Source organism: Paenibacillus sp. FSL H7-0714 (assembly GCF_038003765.1).
Taxonomy (GTDB): Bacteria; Bacillota; Bacilli; order Paenibacillales; family Paenibacillaceae; genus Paenibacillus_AQ.
On record NZ_JBBOPT010000001.1, the window covers coordinates 3,349,188 to 3,369,444 of the forward strand.

The following is a 20,257-nucleotide window of genomic DNA, read 5'->3' on the forward strand; positions in this document are numbered from 1 at the left end:
TATTTGAGCCATTCCAGCTATGAACAGCTTGAGACCGAAGGCAAACTACCGTTTGATGTTTCTTTACATAGTGTCAACTTTGTGCCGAATCACTGGCATATGAGTGTGGAGCTGATTTTTGTGCTGTCCGGCAATCTAGAGGTTTCGACCGGAAACCGTCAATATAGGCTTAAAGAAGGCGATATGCTACTCATTAACCAGTGTTACGTGCATGAAGTTATCGGATTAGATCAGAATATCATCGCTACCTTTCAAATCCCAACAACCTATCTTAAGCAGCATATCCACAATGTGGAGAAGATCAGCTTTGAATGTTATTCTGCTGAAGTCGGTCCTGAGAAGCAAAATGGCTTAGATAACATGCGTCAGCTCATGGCTGAAATGGTACAGCTGAAGTACAAAGGCGGAGAAGCCTATGAACTGGGGATGGAAGCACGTATGCTTGGGTTATTCTCTGTTTTGGTCAAACAGTTCAAGCTGCCAAATTCCGGTGAAGCGATGAATATAAAATATATGGAACGAATGATGAGCATCATCACTTATATAGATGAACATTATAAAGACCCGGTGTCGCTGCAGACAATCGCAGAACGAGAGTATTTGTCGGTGCCGTATTTGTCCAAATTTTTTAGCGAGAACATTGGGGTCAACTTCCAGACTTACTTAACCAGCATTCGTTTAAAAAATACCGTAGAAGCCCTTTTAAGAGATCAAGATCATTCGCTTGCTGAGCTGGCACTTGAGCAGGGCTTTCCAAACGCAAAATCTTTTTACGCTGCATTCAAAAGCCGATATCATATTACACCACATGAATATCGCAAAAAATATCGGCCTCAAACTCATGCGAAACAGGAAGGTTCTGCTTCCGGCTACTTAGCATTTAATCAATCCAGCGCACTGGGCATTGTTCGGCAATTCCTCCGGCGTAGTCAGTCGCACCAGCTTGAACCCGTACATGCGGTTGTTCAGCTGTCTGCGAGTATTCCTTTAGACAGGATTCAGCGGCAAATCCAGCATAGCTGGAAAAATATCATTACGATTAGTAAAGCAAATGAAGGACTTCAAAGTGATGTACAAGCTCATTTGAAATATGTACAAGAGCGGTGTCCGTTTCGCTATTTGCGTTTTCATGGAATTTTTGATGATTCAATGATGGTGTACCGGGAAGATCACGAAGGGCAGGCACATTATAATTTTCGCTTTGTAGATCAGTTGTTTGATTTTTTGTTATCGATCGGCTTGAAGCCTTTTATAGAACTGGGATTTATGCCTTTTGATCTCGCAGCAGACAGCAGTAAACATGTGTTTTATGAAAAGAGTTACGTGAGTCCGCCTAAATCCATGGACCGCTGGTGTGAATTGGTAGATCGGTTTATTCGCCATTGTCTCAATCGGTACGGTCTTGAAGAGGTGGAAAGCTGGAAGTTTGAATTCTGGAACGAACCGGAATATGGTTTGTTCTGGCCTGCGACGGAAGAAGCGTACAACGAATTGTATGCCCGAACGTTCGACACCCTCAAAGCCATCTCTCCGAACCTTCAGATTGGCGCTCCCGGTAGAATTATTACTCTGAATTCCAATGCATTTTGTGAACAGTTTTTCGCTTTCTGCAAAGAACGGGGTTGTCTTCCAGACTTTATCCCGTTACATTTTTATCCGCATGAGGACATGGATGATCTGCTTAGTAAAAATTGGGAGCCTAAAGAACGATTAAGTGAAAAAGAAATATCTCCACTTACAGTAGAGGGGTTCAACAAAGTGTCCCCAAACCCCGATTATTTGAAGGAATCACTGGAGCGTGAAATCGGACTGCTCGCTGAGTTGGGACTTAACGGACAAGAGTTATATTTAACCGAATGGAATTCAACGGCATTTCATCGTGAACTGACCAATGACACATTATATAAAGCTGCATATATCGTAAAAAATATCATCGAAAATCTCGATAGCATCAGCGGGTTCGGATATTGGGTACTGAGTGACAATATTGAAGAAACGGCGGCTTCATCCCGGATATTTCATGGTGGTCTTGGACTTATGGCTCAGTATGGAATTCCGAAAGCCGCTATGCATGCCTATGAAATGCTCGCTAAACTGGGGGATCGGCTAGTCGCACATGAAGAGGGTTATATTGTGGCGGCTGGAAGAGGTGGTTATCAGATTTTGGCTTATAATTACTGTCATTTTGATGATTTGTACGCGCTTGGTGATACTTCATTCATTACACCTACTAGTCGTTATAATGGCTTCAAAAACGAGAGGCATCTTAAAATTGAGCTCACATTAACTGGATTACCATCTGGCAGATATAAGCAAGTGAACCATACGATCAGCAGGGCACATGGCAGCAGCTTTGACAAGTGGGTAGAAATGGGGGCTCCACCCGTTCTGACTGCAGAGGACACTGCTTATATAAAAGCTGCCTCTCTTCCAGGCAGACAGATTCAGCTTCTTGAAGTAGGTGAAGAGCTTTCTGTTGTCATTAGAATGGAACCTCATAGCGTAGAGCTTATTGAGCTGACTCCATTGTTTTGAGAAAATGAGTCAATTTTTAAGCTTCATCTAGATGAATGATATTGAAACGCTTTCATTTAGATTAAAAATGAACCTAAAAGTGTGTAATTGACCACCTCTCCTCCAAGAGGTGGTTTATTTTATAATCAAATTGTAAACGTTTTCTAAAAGGACGAGGAGGAATTACAATGACTGGAGCATCGTCTAAAGGGCAGGTTCACACCCCTTTTCGTAGATTGACCTTTGGTATTCTGCTTGGTTACGGCATGATGATGCTGGCACTGATGACACCTGCCACCTTGCTGCTGACCTTTAAAATGATTGAAGTGGATCCGAATGGATATACCTCTTCCTATGGACTGGTTGCAGGAATAGGTGCATTCTTTGCTCTTATCGGAAATCCGATTGGCGGTGCACTCAGTGACCGAACCCATCTTTCGTTCGGACGGCGGCGCACGTGGATTATCCTAGGTCCACTTGTTGGCTGTGCTGCGCTGGTAAGTACTGGTTTCGCCAACGAGCCTTGGCAGATCATGATTAGCTGGGCAGTCGCACAATTTTTCTTCAATGTAGGGATGGCAGCCTATACAGCGCTTATTCCAGACCAAGTACCTCAGGAGAAACAAGGGACAATCTCCGGATTAATCGGTCTCACTATTCCAATCGCTATGACGGTAGGGATGATCATGATGACAGTGATGACTTCAGTTTCTTCAGAAATTAAGTGGCTTTTGCTAGGTGTAATCGGCATCATAGGTCCACTTCTCAGTACGTTGATTATTAAAGAAGGTAAAGTAGAACTTGTTCCCAAGACACATAATCAAATATCGCTGGGTAAGAAGCTGAGTACGATTTTTCCTAGTCCACGTAAATTCCCGGAATTCTCTTGGGCTTTCGTATCCAAGTTCCTGATCATGATGGGATATTGTAGCACTTTATACCTCACAGTCATGCTGGTAAACCGGATGGGACTTACGGAAGAGCTGGCCACCGCAAAGGTTGCTACGATTAATATCGTTATGTTAGTGGGTGTTGCAATTACAAGTATCTTCGGTGGGGTGTTGTCAGATAAATTTGGTAAGCAAAAACCATTCCTGATTGTTTCAGGGTTCATCATTGCTATTGGGGTTCTGTTGTTTGCCTTTGTGCCAAGTTATCCGGCCTACATTGCCGGAGCTGCAGTGATCGGATTGGGTTTTGGCTGCTTCTCAGCCGTAGATATGGCACTCGTTGCACGGATTCTTCCAAGTAAAGAGGATTCCGCCAAAGACTTCGGGATTATGAACGTAGCTAATGCGTTGCCTCAGTCCATTGTTCCAGCAATCGCTCCTGTGCTGTTAGGCATTGGCAGCTGGACCTTCTTTTACATCTTCCTTGCCGTCTGCACTATACTCGGTATGCTGGCAGTGAAGCCACTTCCAGAAGTGGGAACAGAGAAAAGTGCTCAAACTGCTGAACTAACAGCTGTCGAAGCGCAATCACAAAAAGCCAATCTGGTCTAAGAAAAAACAAACAAGAAAACAGTGGAGGGAAACCATATGAATCAGAGAGAGACTATTAACACTAAAAGCCTTCATACCATTTCTTACGTAAGCAATAAGGGCGGTCCAACCTTGGGTTATTCCCCTGATTCTGGAGTGCAGATTCTCGAGCAGGACGGACTGTTCTTCAAAGATCTGAATCGTAATGGCAAGCTGGATAAATATGAGGACTGGCGATTGACGCCGCAAGAGCGGGCTGAAGATCTAGCTTCACAAATGAGTATTGAACAAATTGCTGGACTCATGCTGTATAGTCGTCATCAATCCATCCCAGCACTTAGTAGCAGCTGGTTCTCAGGAACATATAACGGTAAATCCTATGAGGAGAGCGGAGCTAAGCCATGGGAGCTTACCGATGAACAATTAGCATTTCTGGCACAGGACCATCTAAGACATATTCTGGTGACCACCGTGGAAAGTCCGGAAATTGCTGCCCTGTGGAACAACCAGGTGCAGGCATTTGCAGAAGGAACCGGCCTTGGGATTCCAGCCAACAACAGCTCCGACCCACGCCATGGCTCAGATTCTAATTCAGAGTTTAATGCTGGCGCTGGTGGGCAAATCTCCATGTGGCCGGAGACGCTGGGCCTTGCGGCAACCTTCGATCCGAAGATCACCTATCGTTTCGGGCAAGTTGCCTCACGTGAGTATCGTGCACTTGGTCTAGGGACGGCGCTATCGCCGCAAATCGATATTGCTACAGATCCACGATGGTTTCGTTTTAACGGCACTTTTGGCGAGGATTCGAAGTTATCTGCTGACATGGCAAAGGCTTATGTCGACGGCTTCCAGAGCTCGGAAGATGACAGGGAGGTTAACGAAGGCTGGGGATATGACAGCGTGAACGCTATGGTAAAACACTGGCCTGGCGGTGGTTCCGGGGAAGGCGGAAGGGATGCACATTATGCTTGCGGCAAATATGCTGTCTATCCGGGCGGTAACTTTGATGAACATCTTATTCCTTTTACAGAAGGAGCTTTTAAGCTGGATGGCCCAACCAAGCAGGCTTCAGCGGTCATGCCATACTACACAATTTCTACAGATCAAGATCAGTTGAACGGGGAGAATGTCGGGAATTCTTATAGTTCCTATCTTATTACCGATCTGCTTCGGGAAAAATACGGTTACGATGGCGTTGTGTGCACAGATTGGCTCATTACAGCAGACGAATCAGATAGTAAGGATTCCTTTCTCAGTGGTAAACCTTGGGGCGTAGAGGGTATGTCCGTCGCAGAACGGCATTACAAGCTCTTGATGGCAGGCGTTGACCAATTCGGCGGCAATAATGAGATGGAGCCCGTCCTTGAAGCATACCGAATGGGAGTAGCTGAGCATGGAGAGGTATGGATGCGGAATCGCTTTGAGCGGTCAGCTGTTCGGCTTCTACTTAATATTTTCCGTCTGGGTCTCTTCGAGAACCCGTATTTGAAGCCTGAGGAGAGCGCTCAGATTGTTGGGAATCCTGAGTTTATGCAATCAGGCTATGAAGCACAGCTGAAGTCGATCGTGCTGCTGAAAAACAAAAATCGGGTATTGCCGTTGGCAGCGAAACAAACCGTATATGTTCCGAAGCGTTATACTCCAGCAGGAAAGGATTGGTTCGGCAACCCAACGCCGGAAAAGACAGAATATCCGGTGAACCTGGATGTTGTGTCTAAATATTATCATGTGACAGATCAGCCGGAAAAAGCAGACTTTGCTCTTGTCTTCATAAGCAGTCCTAAATCAGGAGTAGGCTTTAGTCAGGAAGATTCTGAGCAAGGCGGTAACGGCTATGTGCCCATTAGCTTGCAATATAGACCGTACACTGCGGAACATGCTCGGGAGCAGAGCTTAGCTGGAGATGCGCGAGATAACGATGTACTTAACCGTTCTTATAAAGGAAAAACCGTTGTTACGCATAATGAGAGCGATCTGGATCGTGTCCTGGAAGCTCGCAAGCTGATGAAAGACAAACCGGTAATTGTGTCGATGTTATTGTCCAATCCTTCGGTTGTTGCCGAATTTGAGGGAGAGGCTGATGCTATACTTGTTAATTTTGGGTTACAGGATCAAGCACTTATGGAGGTGTTAACGGGTGCCGAGGAGCCTTCGGGATTGCTCCCAGTACAAATGCCATCAGGTATGCAAACGGTAGAAGAGCAGCTGGAAGATGTGGCACATGACATGGATTGTCATGCGGATTCAGAAGGAAATGTATATGATTTTGCCTTTGGAATGAATTGGAATGGTGTTATAGAGGATGAAAGAACGAAGAATTACCGGAAATAAGAACCGTTCTGCGGAAAAATAAAAGCAAAGCACCGCCTGAAGAATTTATCAGGCGGTGCTTTGTATATCAAACGGTTTTCCGATGGTGGAGCTATAAATTCCTTTCCAACAAAGTCCCAAGTTGTTCAGCCAAGATTTGATGTGTCACAGGCTTCTCATTCTTGAACCACCATTCCACTACCCCTGCATAAGCCGATGCCACAAAACTAATGATAACCTCTTCATTTAATCCGTGGTTTATCCCTTCCGTTACATTTACTTCATGTCTAAACTCTTTTTGAAGAAAGGTTAAGAACCGATTACGGAAATAAGGGGCGCCTTTGCTCGCCAGCATCATAGAGAAAAAAGAATAATGATTATCGAAGTATTCCGTCCACTTCAACGTGGCCTCGATAAAATCTAATTCTGCTGCCGATTCGCAAAGTACTCTAAGAACTTCTATATGCTCCTCGATAAGCTTGTCTAACAAATCATATTTATCCTGATAATGTAGATAAATGGTTCCTCGGCTTACATTTGCCTTGTCGGAGAGATCCTGTATGGTAATGTCGTCAAAATTCTTCTCGGACATCAGTTCAATAACAGCTTTTTTAAGTACTTCTTGTGATTTAAGAATCCTTCTATCCACTTTAGACATTTGATTTTCTCCTTACTTTCAAAAAAATGAACACTTTTATAGGACCTGTTCAGTATTGAACAAAACACACACATCGCTTTAAAAAACCAGAAACCCGCAAATTTCTCTTTAAGAAGCGTAGACAAGCTCAATGACGATAGGCTAAGTATTCAAACCTGCCAAATGCAAAATCTGCTTCAGACGATCTATATCCACATAGATATCTTCGAATCCCGGAAAACGAATAGCAGGATCTGGCCAGCCTTGACCATACATCATGTAATAATCAAGAGCGTTATGGTTGCTGATCATCCAATACGTTGGAACGACATGCTGTTCATGAACAATTTCAATAACTTGTGTTCCAGATTGACAAAAAGCCAGATTGGCCAGTCCAGCGCCATGTGCTCCCATGATTACCTTTGCCGAAGCGAATAACTGGATTTGCTGGGCAACTGTCCAATCCTCAAGATAAATAGGTTGAATGCTATATTCTTCAAGGCAGCGTATAACTTCCTCTTCATTGACCAAGCGCCTGGTGCTTGCTTTGTTTCGAGAAATATAAATACGCTCAGGTGTAGCGAGTGTTGATTCCCTATGAGGCAGTAATAATTTACGTAGCGTATCCGTGGTCCACGGGGGATAGTGGGAATTCATCATCAAAGAAGGGACAAGTAGCTGATCAGCTTCAAAGTAAGCTTCAGGATTTGTCCGGATTACTGAAGACTCTGATATACCGAGCATAGCCCAGGTTTGTTCCACAAATGGTCCATATGGATTTGGATTCATGATGATAGAGGTATAAGGAATTCCACTCGTTTTGAGCATCGCCAGCCTAGGGAGCACATCATACAACCAGTGGAAATAGTTATGGCTTCCGCAAAACGTCAACACAGCCACGGTTCCTTCTAAGTATTGAAGTTTTGGATCATTCCACCGGTGGAACACAGGGTGTTCCTCTGCTTCTAGCATTCTATTTTGAACGGCGTCATATTCCTGTGACAGATCAAAGATCAGCTTTCCCTCCGGAGATAGAACAGCACCAGATTCTCCCCATACCCTTCCACTCGAGATGGTGGCTACGTATCCACCAAACGGCTGTAAACAATAAGGCGTCAGTGCAGAATGAATACTCGATTCAATGCTTTTAGGAGCGGTGAACTCGGCCACCTGACCGAAATCAAACGGAATAACCTGTCCAGCTTCATGGATAGTTCTTTTTTGTCCCCATTCTGTTTCAAGTTCCAAGACACTCCGGTAATATCCAGAGGGCGCTCCCCCGTTCACAGAAAAACTCATCGTTTCACCTCTTTTGGCCAAGTTGAACTCCAGAAACATCATTAAGCTATTCTATGGAACAAGGAACTTAACGACACAATTCCTTCTGAAAAGGGCGAGTGAACAGTTCCTTTATAGCTTCTTCCGATAAGCCTTAGGAGACATACCGTAGGTTTTGGTAAATTGTCGTGTAAAGTAATTGCTATCGCTAAACCCGCTTTCATGTGAGATCTGAGTAATACTGAAGTTAGAATGCTTCAACAAGCTGCAAGCCCGTTCCAGACGCAATCGATGGAGATAGGAGATAGGAGTCGTCTGATAGTAAGAGCGAAAGATCCGGTTTAAGTGTCTAACAGATATCCCTGCGTGTACGGCGATTTGATCCAGCGACAACGCTTCAAGATAATGGTCTTCCATAAAAGAGAGCGACTTCGCCAAATGTATTAGATGATTATCCTGGCTGCTTTTATCCTGCTTTTCATAATGCCTTGATAAATAGACAACCAGTTCCATAAACCGTGAGACGAGCAACGTCTGATATCCTTGAAGCTTGTGGCTATATTCTTCAATCATACCGGCAATGAGTGCAGTGACAAACTCCAGCATGGGAATTGGCAAGCTTAGTTTACTTGTGTAGGCATGTTTATGACGATACAACGGTTCCAATACAAACAGCGCCTGAAAGCCGTTCGAAGTTCGCAGATCCGATCCAGCCGTCGACAGCATTTCAGGCTTGTACATAATATTACAGATCTTAAAATCCTGAGGATCTTTAAAAGCATGCGGGGTTGAACCGTTAATCACAAAAACATTCCCCTTCTTGATGAATGATTCTTCGGTATTCACAATATGAGTAGCAGTACCACTCAAGACGATTACGAGCTCTGAAAAGTCCACATGTCTATGAAGGTCAGTATCATTGTCGTGAAAGCCGTATTGAATAAAGAATGGGAATTTCTGATCTGATGTAAACCAATTCAAATAAAATTCGCTCAATTCGTAACCCTCCAAAAGCATGTCTAGATGAATGAATGTCTATATCATGCTATTTTACGACTGGATAATCAAGGTTTATCGTTTAGCTGGTGGAGTATAATCCTTGACATAGATGCAAATGTTCAACAAAAGGAGAATGCTTCATGAAATATAACAATCCGATATTACCAGGTTTTTATCCAGATCCAAGCATTTGCAGAGTAGGCGAGGATTACTTTTTGGTAAACAGTTCATTTGCTTACTCTCCGGGAATACCCATTTGGCATAGTAAAGATTTAGTCCATTGGAAGCAGCTCGGGTATTGCTTAACACGTGATTCCCAGCTTCAATTTGATAAATCGGTAGTGTCTGGAGGGGTGTGGGCACCAACCATTCGTCATCATAATGGTCGATTCTACATGGTGACGACAAATCAGGATAGCGGTGGACATTTCTATGTTTGGACGGTGGATCCAGCAGGTGAGTGGTCGGATCCTATTTATGTGGATCAGGAAGGGATTGATCCATCCTTATTTTTTGACGATGTAAAAGTATATTTTACAAGCACTGGCACCAAGGATGGTATGGGAATCTACCAATGTGAGATTGATATTGAAACGGGCCATAAGCTGTGCGATTCTCGTTTGATATGGACAGGCAGTGGCGGTAAATTTCCTGAAGGACCACATCTTTATAAAATAAATGGCTACTATTATTTAATGTGTGCTGAAGGCGGGACAGAATATGGACACATGGAAACCATAGCAAGAAGTAAATCACCCTATGGACCCTATGAATCCTCACCCCGGAACCCCATTTTGACTCACCGGAGCTCGGATTACCCTATACAAGCTACGGGACATGGCGATCTGGTAGAAGCACAGGATGGCAGCTGGTGGGCGGTATTTCTAGGGATTCGACCAGTAGGATATCCATATCGACATCATCTTGGCAGAGAGACATTTCTTGCTCCGGTCCATTGGAGTGAAGATGGATGGCCGATGATTGGAGATCACGGTGTTGTTGGATTAGAAATGGAAGCTGACACTCCACCACCAGTGCTATGGGAAGACGAGCCTGAGACCGATGATTTTAATCGATCTGATTTAGGAATGAGCTGGAATTTTATTCGCAATGCTAAAAAAGTCGATTGGTCTTTGCAGGAGCGACCAGGGTGGTTGGCATTACATGGAGCGGATGTGAGATTAAGCGAACAGGGAACGCCTGCATTTATTGGCTGTAGACAGCGTCACTTGGATTGTGAAATCTCCACTAAAATGGAATTCAACCCACTAGATGGTGATGAAGCGGGTCTCGTTGTGTTTATGGATCAGATGTATCACTACGAAATCGGACTAACCCAGGTAGAAGGTGAAAATGTGATTACGCTGCGAAGACAAGTGGGTAGCATAAGTGATGTAAAATATTCTTCTCCATTGGAAGACACAGTCGTAGAATTGAAGATTCAAGCATTACCTGAGAAATATTTGTTCTCTTATCGAGGTGCAGATCAGTTATGGCATCCACTAGGTGAAGCGGAGACACACTTGATCTCTACTGAAGTGGCAGGTGGATTTACCGGAGTGTTCTTTGGGATGTATAACTACTCTATCAACCGAACAATCGCATATTATGATTGGTTCCGCTATCAAAAGGAATAACAATCCTAAAATATGTTAAATTAAGAAATGGCGATGCTCGGGATGTTTCCCTGCACCGCCATTTCTTGTATTTGGCAATAGCTTAATTTTTCCGTATATATTCTATATACCAGTGCTGATTGTGACCGCCGTTATCACTCCATTGAATGGCCTGCGCACCGCTGGTTTTATCTTGTCCCGAAATATCCAATAACTTGCCACTGGCTCGGTTTTTAATTTTATACATGTTTTTTTCACCAGTTGGAATAAGTTCCCACTGTTGGTTCCACCCGTTATTGCTCGGCCATTGAATAACACTGGCCCCATCGGATGAAGATGCTCCGTTGACATCCAATAAATCTCCGCTAGCAATGTTTCTGAAATTATAATATCCGTTTTCTGCAATTTCGAGATACCATTTTTGATACTCTGCTCCTTGATCGATGTATTGTACGATAAGCGCACCGTCTGCTTGTGAATCCGCTCCGCTGACTGACAGCACGTTATTGCTGTGTTCATTAATAATTTTGAGAGGAATTGGCACTCCAGCGTACGTCGTTGAAGTTAGTGCGAGTGATGATGCAGATACAACTAACACAAGTGCCAAAAGAGTTTTCAAACCGTACCGAATGAGAGATCGTTTCATGAAAATACACTCCTTCTTCAATTTAATTTAATTTCTTAACCTGCGGCCTGTCCAATTTAAAAACAAGCTTTATGTATTCAACTTAACCACCTCCTAAATCAGTAAATGTATTGCATGTCATTTGATAGAATCTGAAAAAGGACTCTATCCTCAAAAGTAAATAGATAAAATATAAATAAATAATGGTTCATTTGCTAAGAATATACTTTAATATCAAATAATGAGTCAATATGATTTTTTTCTCTATTTATATAAAAATAATACTATCAACAGCTTTAAATGAGCACTTCAAAAACCAAAAATACTCATCGGAACATAAAAAGACACGGATACAAGTCAGTGTCTTTTTGTGGACATTCCTGATATTTCACTTCTATGTTCAGTGCTAAAGGAAATATCTTCTTGTCTACTTTTTAAGATATTCTTGGTAAGGTAAGGGGATATCAATGAATAAGAGGTGATGAGTTGTAATGATTAAGAAATACTGCTTGTTCTGTGATGAGATGGTATCCATTACATCGGAAGGTGATTACGATAGATTTTTAGGCTGTAATTGTTCTCCTGACGGGTTCTATAACTTATTGAGAGACAGCTATGAGCCTATAAACTCTCTCGCGCATCCAAAGAAACGCGATATGTTTCATGTGATATCGGCTTATATACGGGAGCTGACAGATCGCGGAGAAAAGGTCAGTCTATCGGCCGACGATTTAGAATCCATTGTAAACTCCTCGAAAATTCCAGTGACGATTGAAGATAAAGGAAACCGTTTACTGCAATACTTATACAGACATTCTGAAGCCCCTGGGGAATCCGTTGTTATTCAGCCACTCTCCAGTAGCTATAACCTAACGTATTCGCCTAATCTGCAAGAACTGGTATATATCATAGATAAGCTGATTAACGAGCAGTTTATGATCAGGGAAGGCATGACCTTTAAGCTGACGGATAAGGGATGGAATGAAGCTGCCGCAATCGCAGGAGGCAAAAAATTAAAACCCTGTATCGTTCTATTGTCAGATGCAGAGGATTTGCACACGGAGTGGGTGGATAAGCTGCTTCCTAAAATCGAGCAGTTTGGTTATATACCACGGTTACTAAGGCATACTTCAATGCATAACCGTGAACCGTATTCCTTAGAGCTTATAGAGGAGAGTAAACTGATTATCGCTGATTTAACCGGCCAATCCCCTGAAGTGTATTTTACTGCAGGATATGCGCTCGGGTTGAACATTCCAGTGATTTGGACTGTGAACAGCAGCGATGCTAATGATCTTTTCGTACAAGTGAAGAATATCCGTCCAATCGTTTGGGATACAGCTGAAGAGCTGGTAGTCTTACTCCAGCAGAAATTGAGTTTATAGAGTTCATGTCAAATTTAAAATGAACATCCAACACAGAAGAAGCCACGATAGATTGCGGCTTCTTTCTTTTTGCTATGAAAGTTAATGTCCCCACACAACGCTATTACGAAATCCTTTTTCTATTATTGAGGACTGACCCGAGACCTACGAATAGAAATGCTACAATACTGCAGAAAAAAAATAGGTAACTAAGCGGAATTAAGAAGAAAGCCGGCTCATGCAAGATTCCATCCGGTCCCACGCTTGAACCCACCATACGTGAGATCATTAAACTGATGATGCTTAATAATAATGGTGAAGCGGCTAATAGATATTTCTTTTTCATATGACATTCTCCTTTGCTTGATAACCATATAATACACAAAAAACACTCGCGAATCAACATTAATTTATTGTAATTCGATATATCATTATTGTAAATCAAATGAATTAACTTGTGCTAGGAATTGGATTTGAAAATGGGGACTTGACCATAATTGCTGGTGAGGACTATTATTTGGTTTAAACAAATTTAAGTAAGTCTCAAGGCTTTATTTGTATAGAAGGTCGCTCCAAGTCGGAAGGATTGAACTGTAACAGATAAATAGAAAACGGTTACATCGAATGCTTCGATAGTATGGAGGAACGACGTTCTGATCATTTGTATGACTTTTTAAATTTGTTCAATCAGTGAATGAACATAATAACAGGTTGAACAGCTGCAAGGGGGCAGATATGAAACCAATATTTAAGATTATGATTGTGGATGACGAGATGCTGGTTAGACAGGGAATTAAACATCTTTTGGATTGGGAACAAGAAGGGTATCGAATCGTCGGAGAGGCCTCTAACGGTGTTGAAGCATTGAGTATGATGGATGAGCTGAATCCTCATATTATTATTACGGATATCGTAATGCCAATAATGGGCGGGGAGAAGCTAGTCAAGATCGTTAAGGAGAAGTACCCACACATTGAAGTAATCGTCTTAAGCAGCTTCAGTGAATACGATTATGTCCGTTCCACATTTCAGAGTGGGGTAGCAGATTACATCCTTAAGCCGAAGCTGGAAGCTGATTATCTGTTGTCCATCCTAAATAAAACTACAGCTAAGATGGCAGGGATGAAGATAAGCGACCCAGGGGCTGATCCAGAGGAAAAGCAGCTTTTGTTCGCGATCGAGAAGCTCATGACGGGTTATGAGTCAGTGCTAGAACCTGCTTTGCTTCATTCCAAGTTTCCACACGCACAATTCGCATTTTTCGGAGCAGATATGAAGCATATTAAAGATTCTGGTGATAAGTTAACGTTCGCAAATGAAATCGAAAGAGGAATTCAAAAGTTAGCATTGGACGATGTTGTGTTTATTCGGTTAAAGTTTGTTAACGACTCGGTCATTTATTTGCTTAACGTTAATCCAGAACATTGGGACGAGCTTGTGATTGAACTCCGTTATCTGATCTCAGAAATAGAACATCGTGTGAGTGAAACACATTTTATTATCAGTCAGAGCTTCGCGCACTTTGAGAGACTTGGTGAGATTTATCGAGACAATTACTTGAAGCTTACACGATACAGTTTCTACTTGCCAGAACGAAGTCTGATTGAGAATGATCATTTGCCGGGTCTTCCGGGAGCATATCAGGAAATTGATATGGGAGAATTAATGGACCAGTTGAGACGTAAGCAATTCCAGAAGGCATTTACAGAGTTTCTTGAATATGTCCATCTGCGTTCAATGGATTATCGCATTGATATTTTCGAATTTAAATCGCTATTGGGCAACTTTATATTTAACGTAGCGACCACGCTTGGAAAAATGAAGTGTGAGATCGGAGGTCTGGAGGAGACCAAATACGACTACTTCCGAAAAATAGATGAAGCGATGTATGCAAGTGATGCTATTGCTGTTACCGAAGCATTCATTCGAGAAGTTGAGCGCACGATTGGTGAGACGAATTCATCGGTTAACCCCAATATGACAAAGCTACTCGAATATATTCAGAATCATTATGCAGATCCGATCACACTGACAGGGGTAGCTAGACAGTTCCACTTCAATGCTTCTTATTTATCGAGTTATTTTACTGCCCATAATGGAGAAGGCTTTAGTGAGTACCTGAATAAAGTCCGTTTGGAAAAAGCTATGGAATTGCTCGAGACAACAGAAAAATCAATTTCCGATATTAGCGCAAGCGTGGGATATTCAGATCAGAGTTATTTCACCAAGGTATTTAAAAAGCAGACTGGCATTTCTCCAAGCCGGTACCGGAGACGGGACGTAGAGCAGCCATGATTGGAAATTTCATTAACAATATTAGAAAGCAGGGCTTATTCCTCAAGCTGTTTCTCGTGACCCTAATTAGCATCGTAACTGTATCACTCTTGACGCTGGCTATTACAATTAGTATGTCGGAGAAATTATTTTTACAGACCTTTAGTATTACAAACGGCAAACTGCTGAATCAGATGAAGTCAAACCTGGAATCGTATAACAACATTATTGCTACCGGTGCTACTATGATGGCTCAAAATGAAGCTATCCGGAATTATTTATCTAGCGGAGAGACGGATGCAGTGAATCTTGCGATCAAAACATATCACATGACAGAGGGCATGCGGGCAATCCGCTCTAACCTCAGCGCCATTGATGTTGGTATCATGATCGTGGGTGTAAATGGCAGGAGTTATTCAACAGATCCTTGGTATTGGGACATTTCTGCAGATGAACTAATGGCTCACCCAATAACGAAGGAAACCATATCCCATCCTGATCAAATCCTGTACCAGCTCGATCTAAGGGAAAATAAAGAGAACGTGAAAGAGCCTATGCTGGTAGCTTCCAAAGCTTTATTTGATCATTCGACCGGAAGAATTTATGGCACCATGTACGTAGCCATTCGTGATCGAGATTTCAAGCCCTTTTATGCTAACTTTACGAGTGAGGGTAATGACGTCGTGTTGCTGAATAAGAAGGGATTAATTGTATCCAGCAGCAAGACAGAAATGATTGGGCTCCGCGATAAAAAGCTGCTGCAAGAAGTAGAGGATGGAGGTAAAAATGGCGATTCTACCTATGTGATGGGGAATGAACGAATTGTTTTCTCGGAATACTTACCTGAATTTGATTTTTATATGGTGAACCTGATAGATAAGAACGCCGTGACCGGACAGATGGTGAATGCCAAAGCGGTGACACTGACAATCATGGCTATCGTGGCAATATCGCTCATTATTGTTTTTTTGATTACCCGAAAAATGACGAAGTCCTTGCGTGTACTCGTTAAACAGATGTCGAGTATTCCTACAGGTGATTTCGATAATCATGTAGATGTCACTAATAGTAGTTATGAAGTTAAGGAGTTAGGTAACGCCTTCAATTTTATGCTTGATTCACTTCATGATTATGTTGATAAGCTGATGGAGACTCAAAAGCAACAACGTAATGCGGAGCTGGCGGCACTCCAAATGCAGATTAACCCACATTTTTTATATAATACGCTGGCTTCTATCAAATTTCTGGTGCAGCAGGGCAATAAGGAAAAAGCAGCTGGAACGATAAATTCACTAATCTCACTCCTGCAAAATACAGTAAGCGATGTTCATTCTACCATTCCTGTTAGTCAAGAATTGGAGTCGTTGAAGCATTATGTGTATATCAATCACGTGAGATATGGTGAGAAGATCCGTGTGAATTACTTTGTGGAGCCAGAGAGCTTGGATTATCATATGCCGAAGCTAATTCTTCAACCTTTTATCGAAAATGCATTCTTTCATGCATTCAACCTTAAAGATGAGGGAAGAATTCTCATCATGATTTCCGTGCAGGAAGAGCAACTAGTATGTGAAGTTGTAGATAACGGTGATGGAATGGATCTTGACCCGAATTTGCTGGAAGAGGAGCAGCTACCAGCTTCGAAGCACAAACGCCAACTGTTCTCCGGGATCGGTATACGGAATGTGGATGACAGAATCAAATTGTTATACGGTGAGAGATACGGGATTAATATTACAAGCAAACGGAATGAAGGTACACAAATCGTTGTTACGCTTCCATTGTTAAAAAACTAAAAATTTTACATGAATCTAAAAATAGTACCAGAGTCGATATGAGAATCAAAATAGGACCCAATAATATCACCAAACCTAACAAAGATACTGCCAAAGAAAACGAATACAAAATGATAAGATGGAGGCGTAGCAGAGAAAACGCTTCCATCTTTATTATTTTTCAGACTATCAAGGGGGTTTACGTAGTGAAAAAATTATTATCCGTAATGCTAGCTAGTGTGGTTCTACTGTCGGCATGTTCCACAGGTGGAACGAAAAATGAAACGAGCAACTCTGGTAACTCCGGTGCCGAAGGTAGCAGCAAGCCAAAAGAGATTACAGTTTGGGCTTGGGACCCGGCGTTTAACATTGCCGCTATGAATGTTGCCAAAGATGCTTATGCGAAAGTTAATCCGGACGTAACGGTTAATGTCGTTGAGAACGCGCAAGCTGATATCGTTCAAAAGCTGAATACGGGGCTAAACTCTGGTTCCACGAAGGGTCTTCCTAACATTGTGTTGATCGAAGATTATCGTGCACAGAGCTTCTTACAAGCTTATCCAGATTCTTTTTATGAATTGACGGATGTTGTAAAGGCTGCTGACTTTGCGGATTATAAGATTGGCCCTACCAGTGTTGACGGCAAACAATACGGTGTTCCGTTTGACTCTGGCGTAACTGGAATGTATGTACGGACAGACTATCTCGAGCAAGCAGGCTACAGCCTGGATGCATTACAGGATATCGACTGGAAGCAATATATCGAGATCGGTAAAGCTGTAAAAGAGAAAACCGGCAAAAGCATGCTAACACTTGATCCGAACGATCTAGGACTTATCCGAGTGATGATCCAATCGGCGGGCGCATGGTATACCGGAGATGATGGTCAGACTCCGACTATAGAAAGCAACCCTGCTTTGAAAGAGGCACTTGTAATGTACAAAGAAATGATGGATTCCGGTATCGTAAAAGTAATTTCAGACTGGAGTCAGTTTGTAGGTGCATTCAATGGTGGTGAAGTGGCTAGTGTACCTACAGGTAACTGGATTACACCTTCGATTAAAGCAGAAGCTTCTCAATCTGGTAAATGGGCAGTAGCTCCACTACCTAAGTTAGGAGCAACAGAAGGCTCTGTTCACGCTTCCAACCTTGGAGGTAGTTCCTGGTACGTAATGAATGTAGATGGTAAAGAAGCAGCAGCTGAGTTCCTATCTAAGACTTTTGCCTCTGATGCTGAACTGTATCAGACGTTGAATACAAAAGTTGGTGTTATCGGCACCTTGAAAGCTGCGGCGAGCGGTGAAGCTTACTCAGCTGCGGATGAATTTTTCAAAGGCCAAAAGGTCGTATCAGACTTTGCAGCATGGACCGAGCAAATTCCTAACGTCAACTATGGCATGAACACTTACGCAATCGAGGACATTATGGTTGTAGCAGTACAATCTTATCTAGGTGGCAAAGATGTAGACACTGTTCTGAAAGATGCGCAGAAGCAAGCGGATACTCAAATTCGCTAATCGCACTTAGGCTGTACAACCGATGCCCTTGCTCCTTCTTCTCCTGTAAATTGGATTTATACAGAAGGATAGGTAGCAGGGGCTTTCATCTCTAATATATAAGACAGAAGGGTGCGGAGTGGAGTGGAAACTATAAAGACAGGGCTAAGCCCGCAAAAACATAAGAGCTCTAAAGGGTCACGGCAGATCCGTCTGACGGGTTGGTTATTCGTCCTTGTGCCGGTCATTATGATCAGTATTTTCTATTTTTATCCAATGATCCAAGCGTTAATTCTATCCTTTAAGACGGGTAGAGGCAACAATCTTCAGTTTACCGGACTAGATAACTATATTCGATTGTTTAGCGATACTACTTTTCTTACTGCCGTCAAAAATACATTTATTTATTTGATTATTCAGGTTCCAGTCATGCTGGTACTGGCGCTCTTTATCGCCGTCCTGCTAAATGACGATAGACTGAAATTTAAGGGTTTTTTCAGAACGGCTATATTTCTGCCGACGGTAACCTCACTTGTAGCGTATTCCGTTGTTTTCAAGTACATGTTTGGAGCCGAAGGGATCATTAACAAATTTCTGGTGAATCTTCATCTAATCAGCGAACCGATTCAATGGATTACTGACCCCTTCTGGGCCAAAGTTACGATCATCATTGCTATCACCTGGCGCTTTACTGGCTATAATATGATTTTCTATTTATCATCCCTGCAAAATGTAGACAAATCTATTTATGAAGCTGCTCACATAGATGGCGCTAGTGCATTTACTCAATTTTTCAAAATCACAATTCCTCTATTGAAACCGATTATCTTGTTTACGACGATAACATCGACCATTGGAACACTTCAGTTGTTTGATGAGGTGGTTAACATCACGAAAGGTGGACCCGGCAATGCAACCATGTCGATTTCCCAATATATTTACAACCTTTCCTTTGAATACACACCTGACTTTGGATACGCTGCAACCGTCTCCTACTCGATTGTTGTAATGGTACTCATTCTGACGCTGATTCAGAACAAAGTAGGAGGAGACAAGAGATAATGAAAACTAAACGCATGTTTACTTACCTGTTTCTAGTCATCGCTGCGCTGATCTCTATCTTTCCATTTATCTGGATGGTTATTAGTGCCACGAATCAGTCGGTTGATGTAACTAAAGGGACATTACTACCAGGTGCACATCTCTTTAAAAATATTGACAATCTGTTCAATTCCGTAGATATGTGGCAAGCTCTTTGGAACTCCGCAAAAATCTCTGTTGTTACTACTTTACTTTCCCTATTGGTAGCATCGGCGGCTGGATATGGTTTTGAAATGTACCGCAGCCGTGGTAAAGATATCGTATTTAATATCTTACTAGCCTCTATGATGATTCCGTTTGCGGCAATCATGGTACCTCTATTTCAAATGTTCGCCAAAGTATCGAGTGTTGTGCCGTTCCTTGGTATCGATACAGCAGCAGCAGTTATTATGCCGACATTTACAACAGCATTCTTAATTTTCTTTTTCCGTCAAAATACAAAAATGTTTCCTAAAGAAATGATGGAAGCCGGTCGCATCGATGGTCTTTCGGAATTTGGTTTATTCTTCCGCATATACATGCCAACGATGAAATCAACTTATGCTGCCGCGGCGATTATCACCTTCCTTAACAGCTGGAACAACTATTTATGGCCTTTGATCGTATTGCAATCACCAGAAAATATGACCGTGCCATTGCTAATATCGAATCTTGGATCGGGTTATGCGCCTGACTATGGTCTGATTATGTCCGCGATTGTCATTACGACTCTGCCGACTGCACTTGTATTCTTCATGATGCAAAAGCAATTTGTGGCTGGTATGACGGGTTCAGTTAAATAAGCTAA

15 protein-coding genes are annotated in these 20,257 nt (G+C 42.4%); 10 read left to right on the top strand and 5 right to left on the bottom strand.

The window, feature by feature from the left end; translation table 11 throughout:
* The first annotated feature begins 3 nt into the window (after nucleotides 1–3).
* The 3 genes from NST34_RS15030 (at nucleotide 4) to NST34_RS15040 (ending at nucleotide 6,326) form a co-directional block, all read left to right on the top strand.
* The gene (locus NST34_RS15030) at nucleotides 4–2,535 is read left to right on the top strand and encodes a GH39 family glycosyl hydrolase (protein WP_076299045.1); all 2,532 of its coding nucleotides are present in this window, start codon (nucleotides 4–6) and stop codon (nucleotides 2,533–2,535) included.
* A 167-nt stretch (nucleotides 2,536–2,702) separates the two neighbouring features.
* Nucleotides 2,703–4,016: an MFS transporter gene (locus NST34_RS15035; RefSeq protein ID WP_341128137.1), complete on the top strand. Its 1,314-nt coding sequence runs from the start codon at nucleotides 2,703–2,705 to the stop codon at nucleotides 4,014–4,016.
* A 36-nt stretch (nucleotides 4,017–4,052) separates the two neighbouring features.
* Entirely contained in the window at nucleotides 4,053–6,326 is a 2,274-nt protein-coding gene (locus tag NST34_RS15040) for a glycoside hydrolase family 3 protein (protein ID WP_341128138.1), read from the top strand.
* Between the two features lie 91 nt (nucleotides 6,327–6,417).
* Here NST34_RS15040 and NST34_RS15045 read toward each other — a convergent pair whose 3' ends face one another.
* From NST34_RS15045 to NST34_RS15055, 3 genes are all read right to left on the bottom strand, one after another.
* The gene (locus NST34_RS15045) at nucleotides 6,418–6,963 is read right to left on the bottom strand and encodes a TetR/AcrR family transcriptional regulator (protein ID WP_341128139.1); all 546 of its coding nucleotides are present in this window, start codon (nucleotides 6,961–6,963) and stop codon (nucleotides 6,418–6,420) included.
* Between the two features lie 141 nt (nucleotides 6,964–7,104).
* Entirely contained in the window at nucleotides 7,105–8,241 is a 1,137-nt protein-coding gene (locus NST34_RS15050) for a glycosyltransferase family 61 protein (RefSeq protein ID WP_076285735.1), read from the bottom strand.
* 111 nt (nucleotides 8,242–8,352) lie between these two features.
* Nucleotides 8,353–9,216: a helix-turn-helix domain-containing protein gene (locus NST34_RS15055; RefSeq protein WP_076285734.1), complete on the bottom strand. Its 864-nt coding sequence runs from the start codon at nucleotides 9,214–9,216 to the stop codon at nucleotides 8,353–8,355.
* A gap of 143 nt (nucleotides 9,217–9,359) precedes the next feature.
* On the opposite strand from NST34_RS15055, the gene NST34_RS15060 reads away from it, so the two are divergent.
* Complete coding sequence (locus tag NST34_RS15060; RefSeq protein WP_341128140.1) at nucleotides 9,360–10,856, top strand: glycoside hydrolase family 43 protein; 1,497 nt, start codon at nucleotides 9,360–9,362, stop codon at nucleotides 10,854–10,856.
* Between the two features lie 82 nt (nucleotides 10,857–10,938).
* Here the strand turns inward: NST34_RS15060 and NST34_RS15065 are convergent, their stop codons facing one another.
* Nucleotides 10,939–11,481, bottom strand: a complete 543-nt coding sequence (locus tag NST34_RS15065) for an RICIN domain-containing protein (RefSeq protein WP_052404286.1) — start codon at nucleotides 11,479–11,481, stop codon at nucleotides 10,939–10,941.
* 470 nt (nucleotides 11,482–11,951) lie between these two features.
* On the opposite strand from NST34_RS15065, the gene NST34_RS15070 reads away from it, so the two are divergent.
* Nucleotides 11,952–12,845 carry a hypothetical protein gene (locus tag NST34_RS15070; RefSeq protein ID WP_042188161.1) on the top strand — a complete coding sequence of 298 codons (894 nt, stop codon included), beginning with the start codon at nucleotides 11,952–11,954 and terminating at the stop codon, nucleotides 12,843–12,845.
* Nucleotides 12,846–12,948: 103 nt separating this feature from the next.
* On the opposite strand, the gene NST34_RS15075 is transcribed toward NST34_RS15070, so the two are convergent.
* Nucleotides 12,949–13,170 carry a DUF3955 domain-containing protein gene (locus NST34_RS15075; protein ID WP_341128141.1) on the bottom strand — a complete coding sequence of 74 codons (222 nt, stop codon included), beginning with the start codon at nucleotides 13,168–13,170 and terminating at the stop codon, nucleotides 12,949–12,951.
* A 389-nt stretch (nucleotides 13,171–13,559) separates the two neighbouring features.
* On the opposite strand from NST34_RS15075, the gene NST34_RS15080 reads away from it, so the two are divergent.
* The 5 genes from NST34_RS15080 to NST34_RS15100 all read left to right on the top strand — a co-directional run bounded on the left by NST34_RS15080 (nucleotide 13,560) and on the right by NST34_RS15100 (nucleotide 20,252).
* Nucleotides 13,560–15,119 carry a response regulator transcription factor gene (locus tag NST34_RS15080; RefSeq protein WP_341128142.1) on the top strand — a complete coding sequence of 520 codons (1,560 nt, stop codon included), beginning with the start codon at nucleotides 13,560–13,562 and terminating at the stop codon, nucleotides 15,117–15,119.
* Nucleotides 15,116–16,894 carry a sensor histidine kinase gene (locus NST34_RS15085; protein ID WP_341128143.1) on the top strand — a complete coding sequence of 593 codons (1,779 nt, stop codon included), beginning with the start codon at nucleotides 15,116–15,118 and terminating at the stop codon, nucleotides 16,892–16,894. The genes NST34_RS15080 and NST34_RS15085 overlap by 4 nt, the downstream gene beginning before the upstream one ends.
* 185 nt (nucleotides 16,895–17,079) lie before the next feature.
* Nucleotides 17,080–18,390 carry an ABC transporter substrate-binding protein gene (locus NST34_RS15090; RefSeq protein ID WP_042188169.1) on the top strand — a complete coding sequence of 437 codons (1,311 nt, stop codon included), beginning with the start codon at nucleotides 17,080–17,082 and terminating at the stop codon, nucleotides 18,388–18,390.
* Nucleotides 18,391–18,618: 228 nt separating this feature from the next.
* Nucleotides 18,619–19,431, top strand: coding sequence for a carbohydrate ABC transporter permease (locus NST34_RS15095; protein ID WP_371915743.1), 813 nt, complete (start codon nucleotides 18,619–18,621; stop codon nucleotides 19,429–19,431).
* The gene (locus NST34_RS15100; RefSeq protein ID WP_076299057.1) at nucleotides 19,431–20,252 is read left to right on the top strand and encodes a carbohydrate ABC transporter permease; all 822 of its coding nucleotides are present in this window, start codon (nucleotides 19,431–19,433) and stop codon (nucleotides 20,250–20,252) included. Before NST34_RS15095 ends, NST34_RS15100 begins: the two co-directional genes overlap by 1 nt.
* Nucleotides 20,253–20,257: the final 5 nt, after the last annotated feature.

Excerpts from the sequence above, each read along its gene's own strand:
- NST34_RS15095 (WP_371915743.1), top strand. The coding sequence starts at position 18,619 with ATGATCAGTATTTTCTATTTTTATCCAATGATCCAAGCGTTAATTCTA.
- NST34_RS15065 (WP_052404286.1), bottom strand. The coding sequence starts at position 11,481 with ATGAAACGATCTCTCATTCGGTACGGTTTGAAAACTCTTTTGGCACTT.
- NST34_RS15040 (WP_341128138.1), top strand. The coding sequence starts at position 4,053 with ATGAATCAGAGAGAGACTATTAACACTAAAAGCCTTCATACCATTTCT.
- NST34_RS15060 (WP_341128140.1), top strand. The coding sequence starts at position 9,360 with ATGAAATATAACAATCCGATATTACCAGGTTTTTATCCAGATCCAAGC.
- NST34_RS15070 (WP_042188161.1), top strand. The coding sequence starts at position 11,952 with ATGATTAAGAAATACTGCTTGTTCTGTGATGAGATGGTATCCATTACA.
- NST34_RS15035 (WP_341128137.1), top strand. The coding sequence starts at position 2,703 with ATGACTGGAGCATCGTCTAAAGGGCAGGTTCACACCCCTTTTCGTAGA.
- NST34_RS15045 (WP_341128139.1), bottom strand. The coding sequence starts at position 6,963 with ATGTCTAAAGTGGATAGAAGGATTCTTAAATCACAAGAAGTACTTAAA.
- NST34_RS15100 (WP_076299057.1), top strand. The coding sequence starts at position 19,431 with ATGAAAACTAAACGCATGTTTACTTACCTGTTTCTAGTCATCGCTGCG.
- NST34_RS15085 (WP_341128143.1), top strand. The coding sequence starts at position 15,116 with ATGATTGGAAATTTCATTAACAATATTAGAAAGCAGGGCTTATTCCTC.
- NST34_RS15080 (WP_341128142.1), top strand. The coding sequence starts at position 13,560 with ATGAAACCAATATTTAAGATTATGATTGTGGATGACGAGATGCTGGTT.
- NST34_RS15075 (WP_341128141.1), bottom strand. The coding sequence starts at position 13,170 with ATGAAAAAGAAATATCTATTAGCCGCTTCACCATTATTATTAAGCATC.
- NST34_RS15050 (WP_076285735.1), bottom strand. The coding sequence starts at position 8,241 with ATGAGTTTTTCTGTGAACGGGGGAGCGCCCTCTGGATATTACCGGAGT.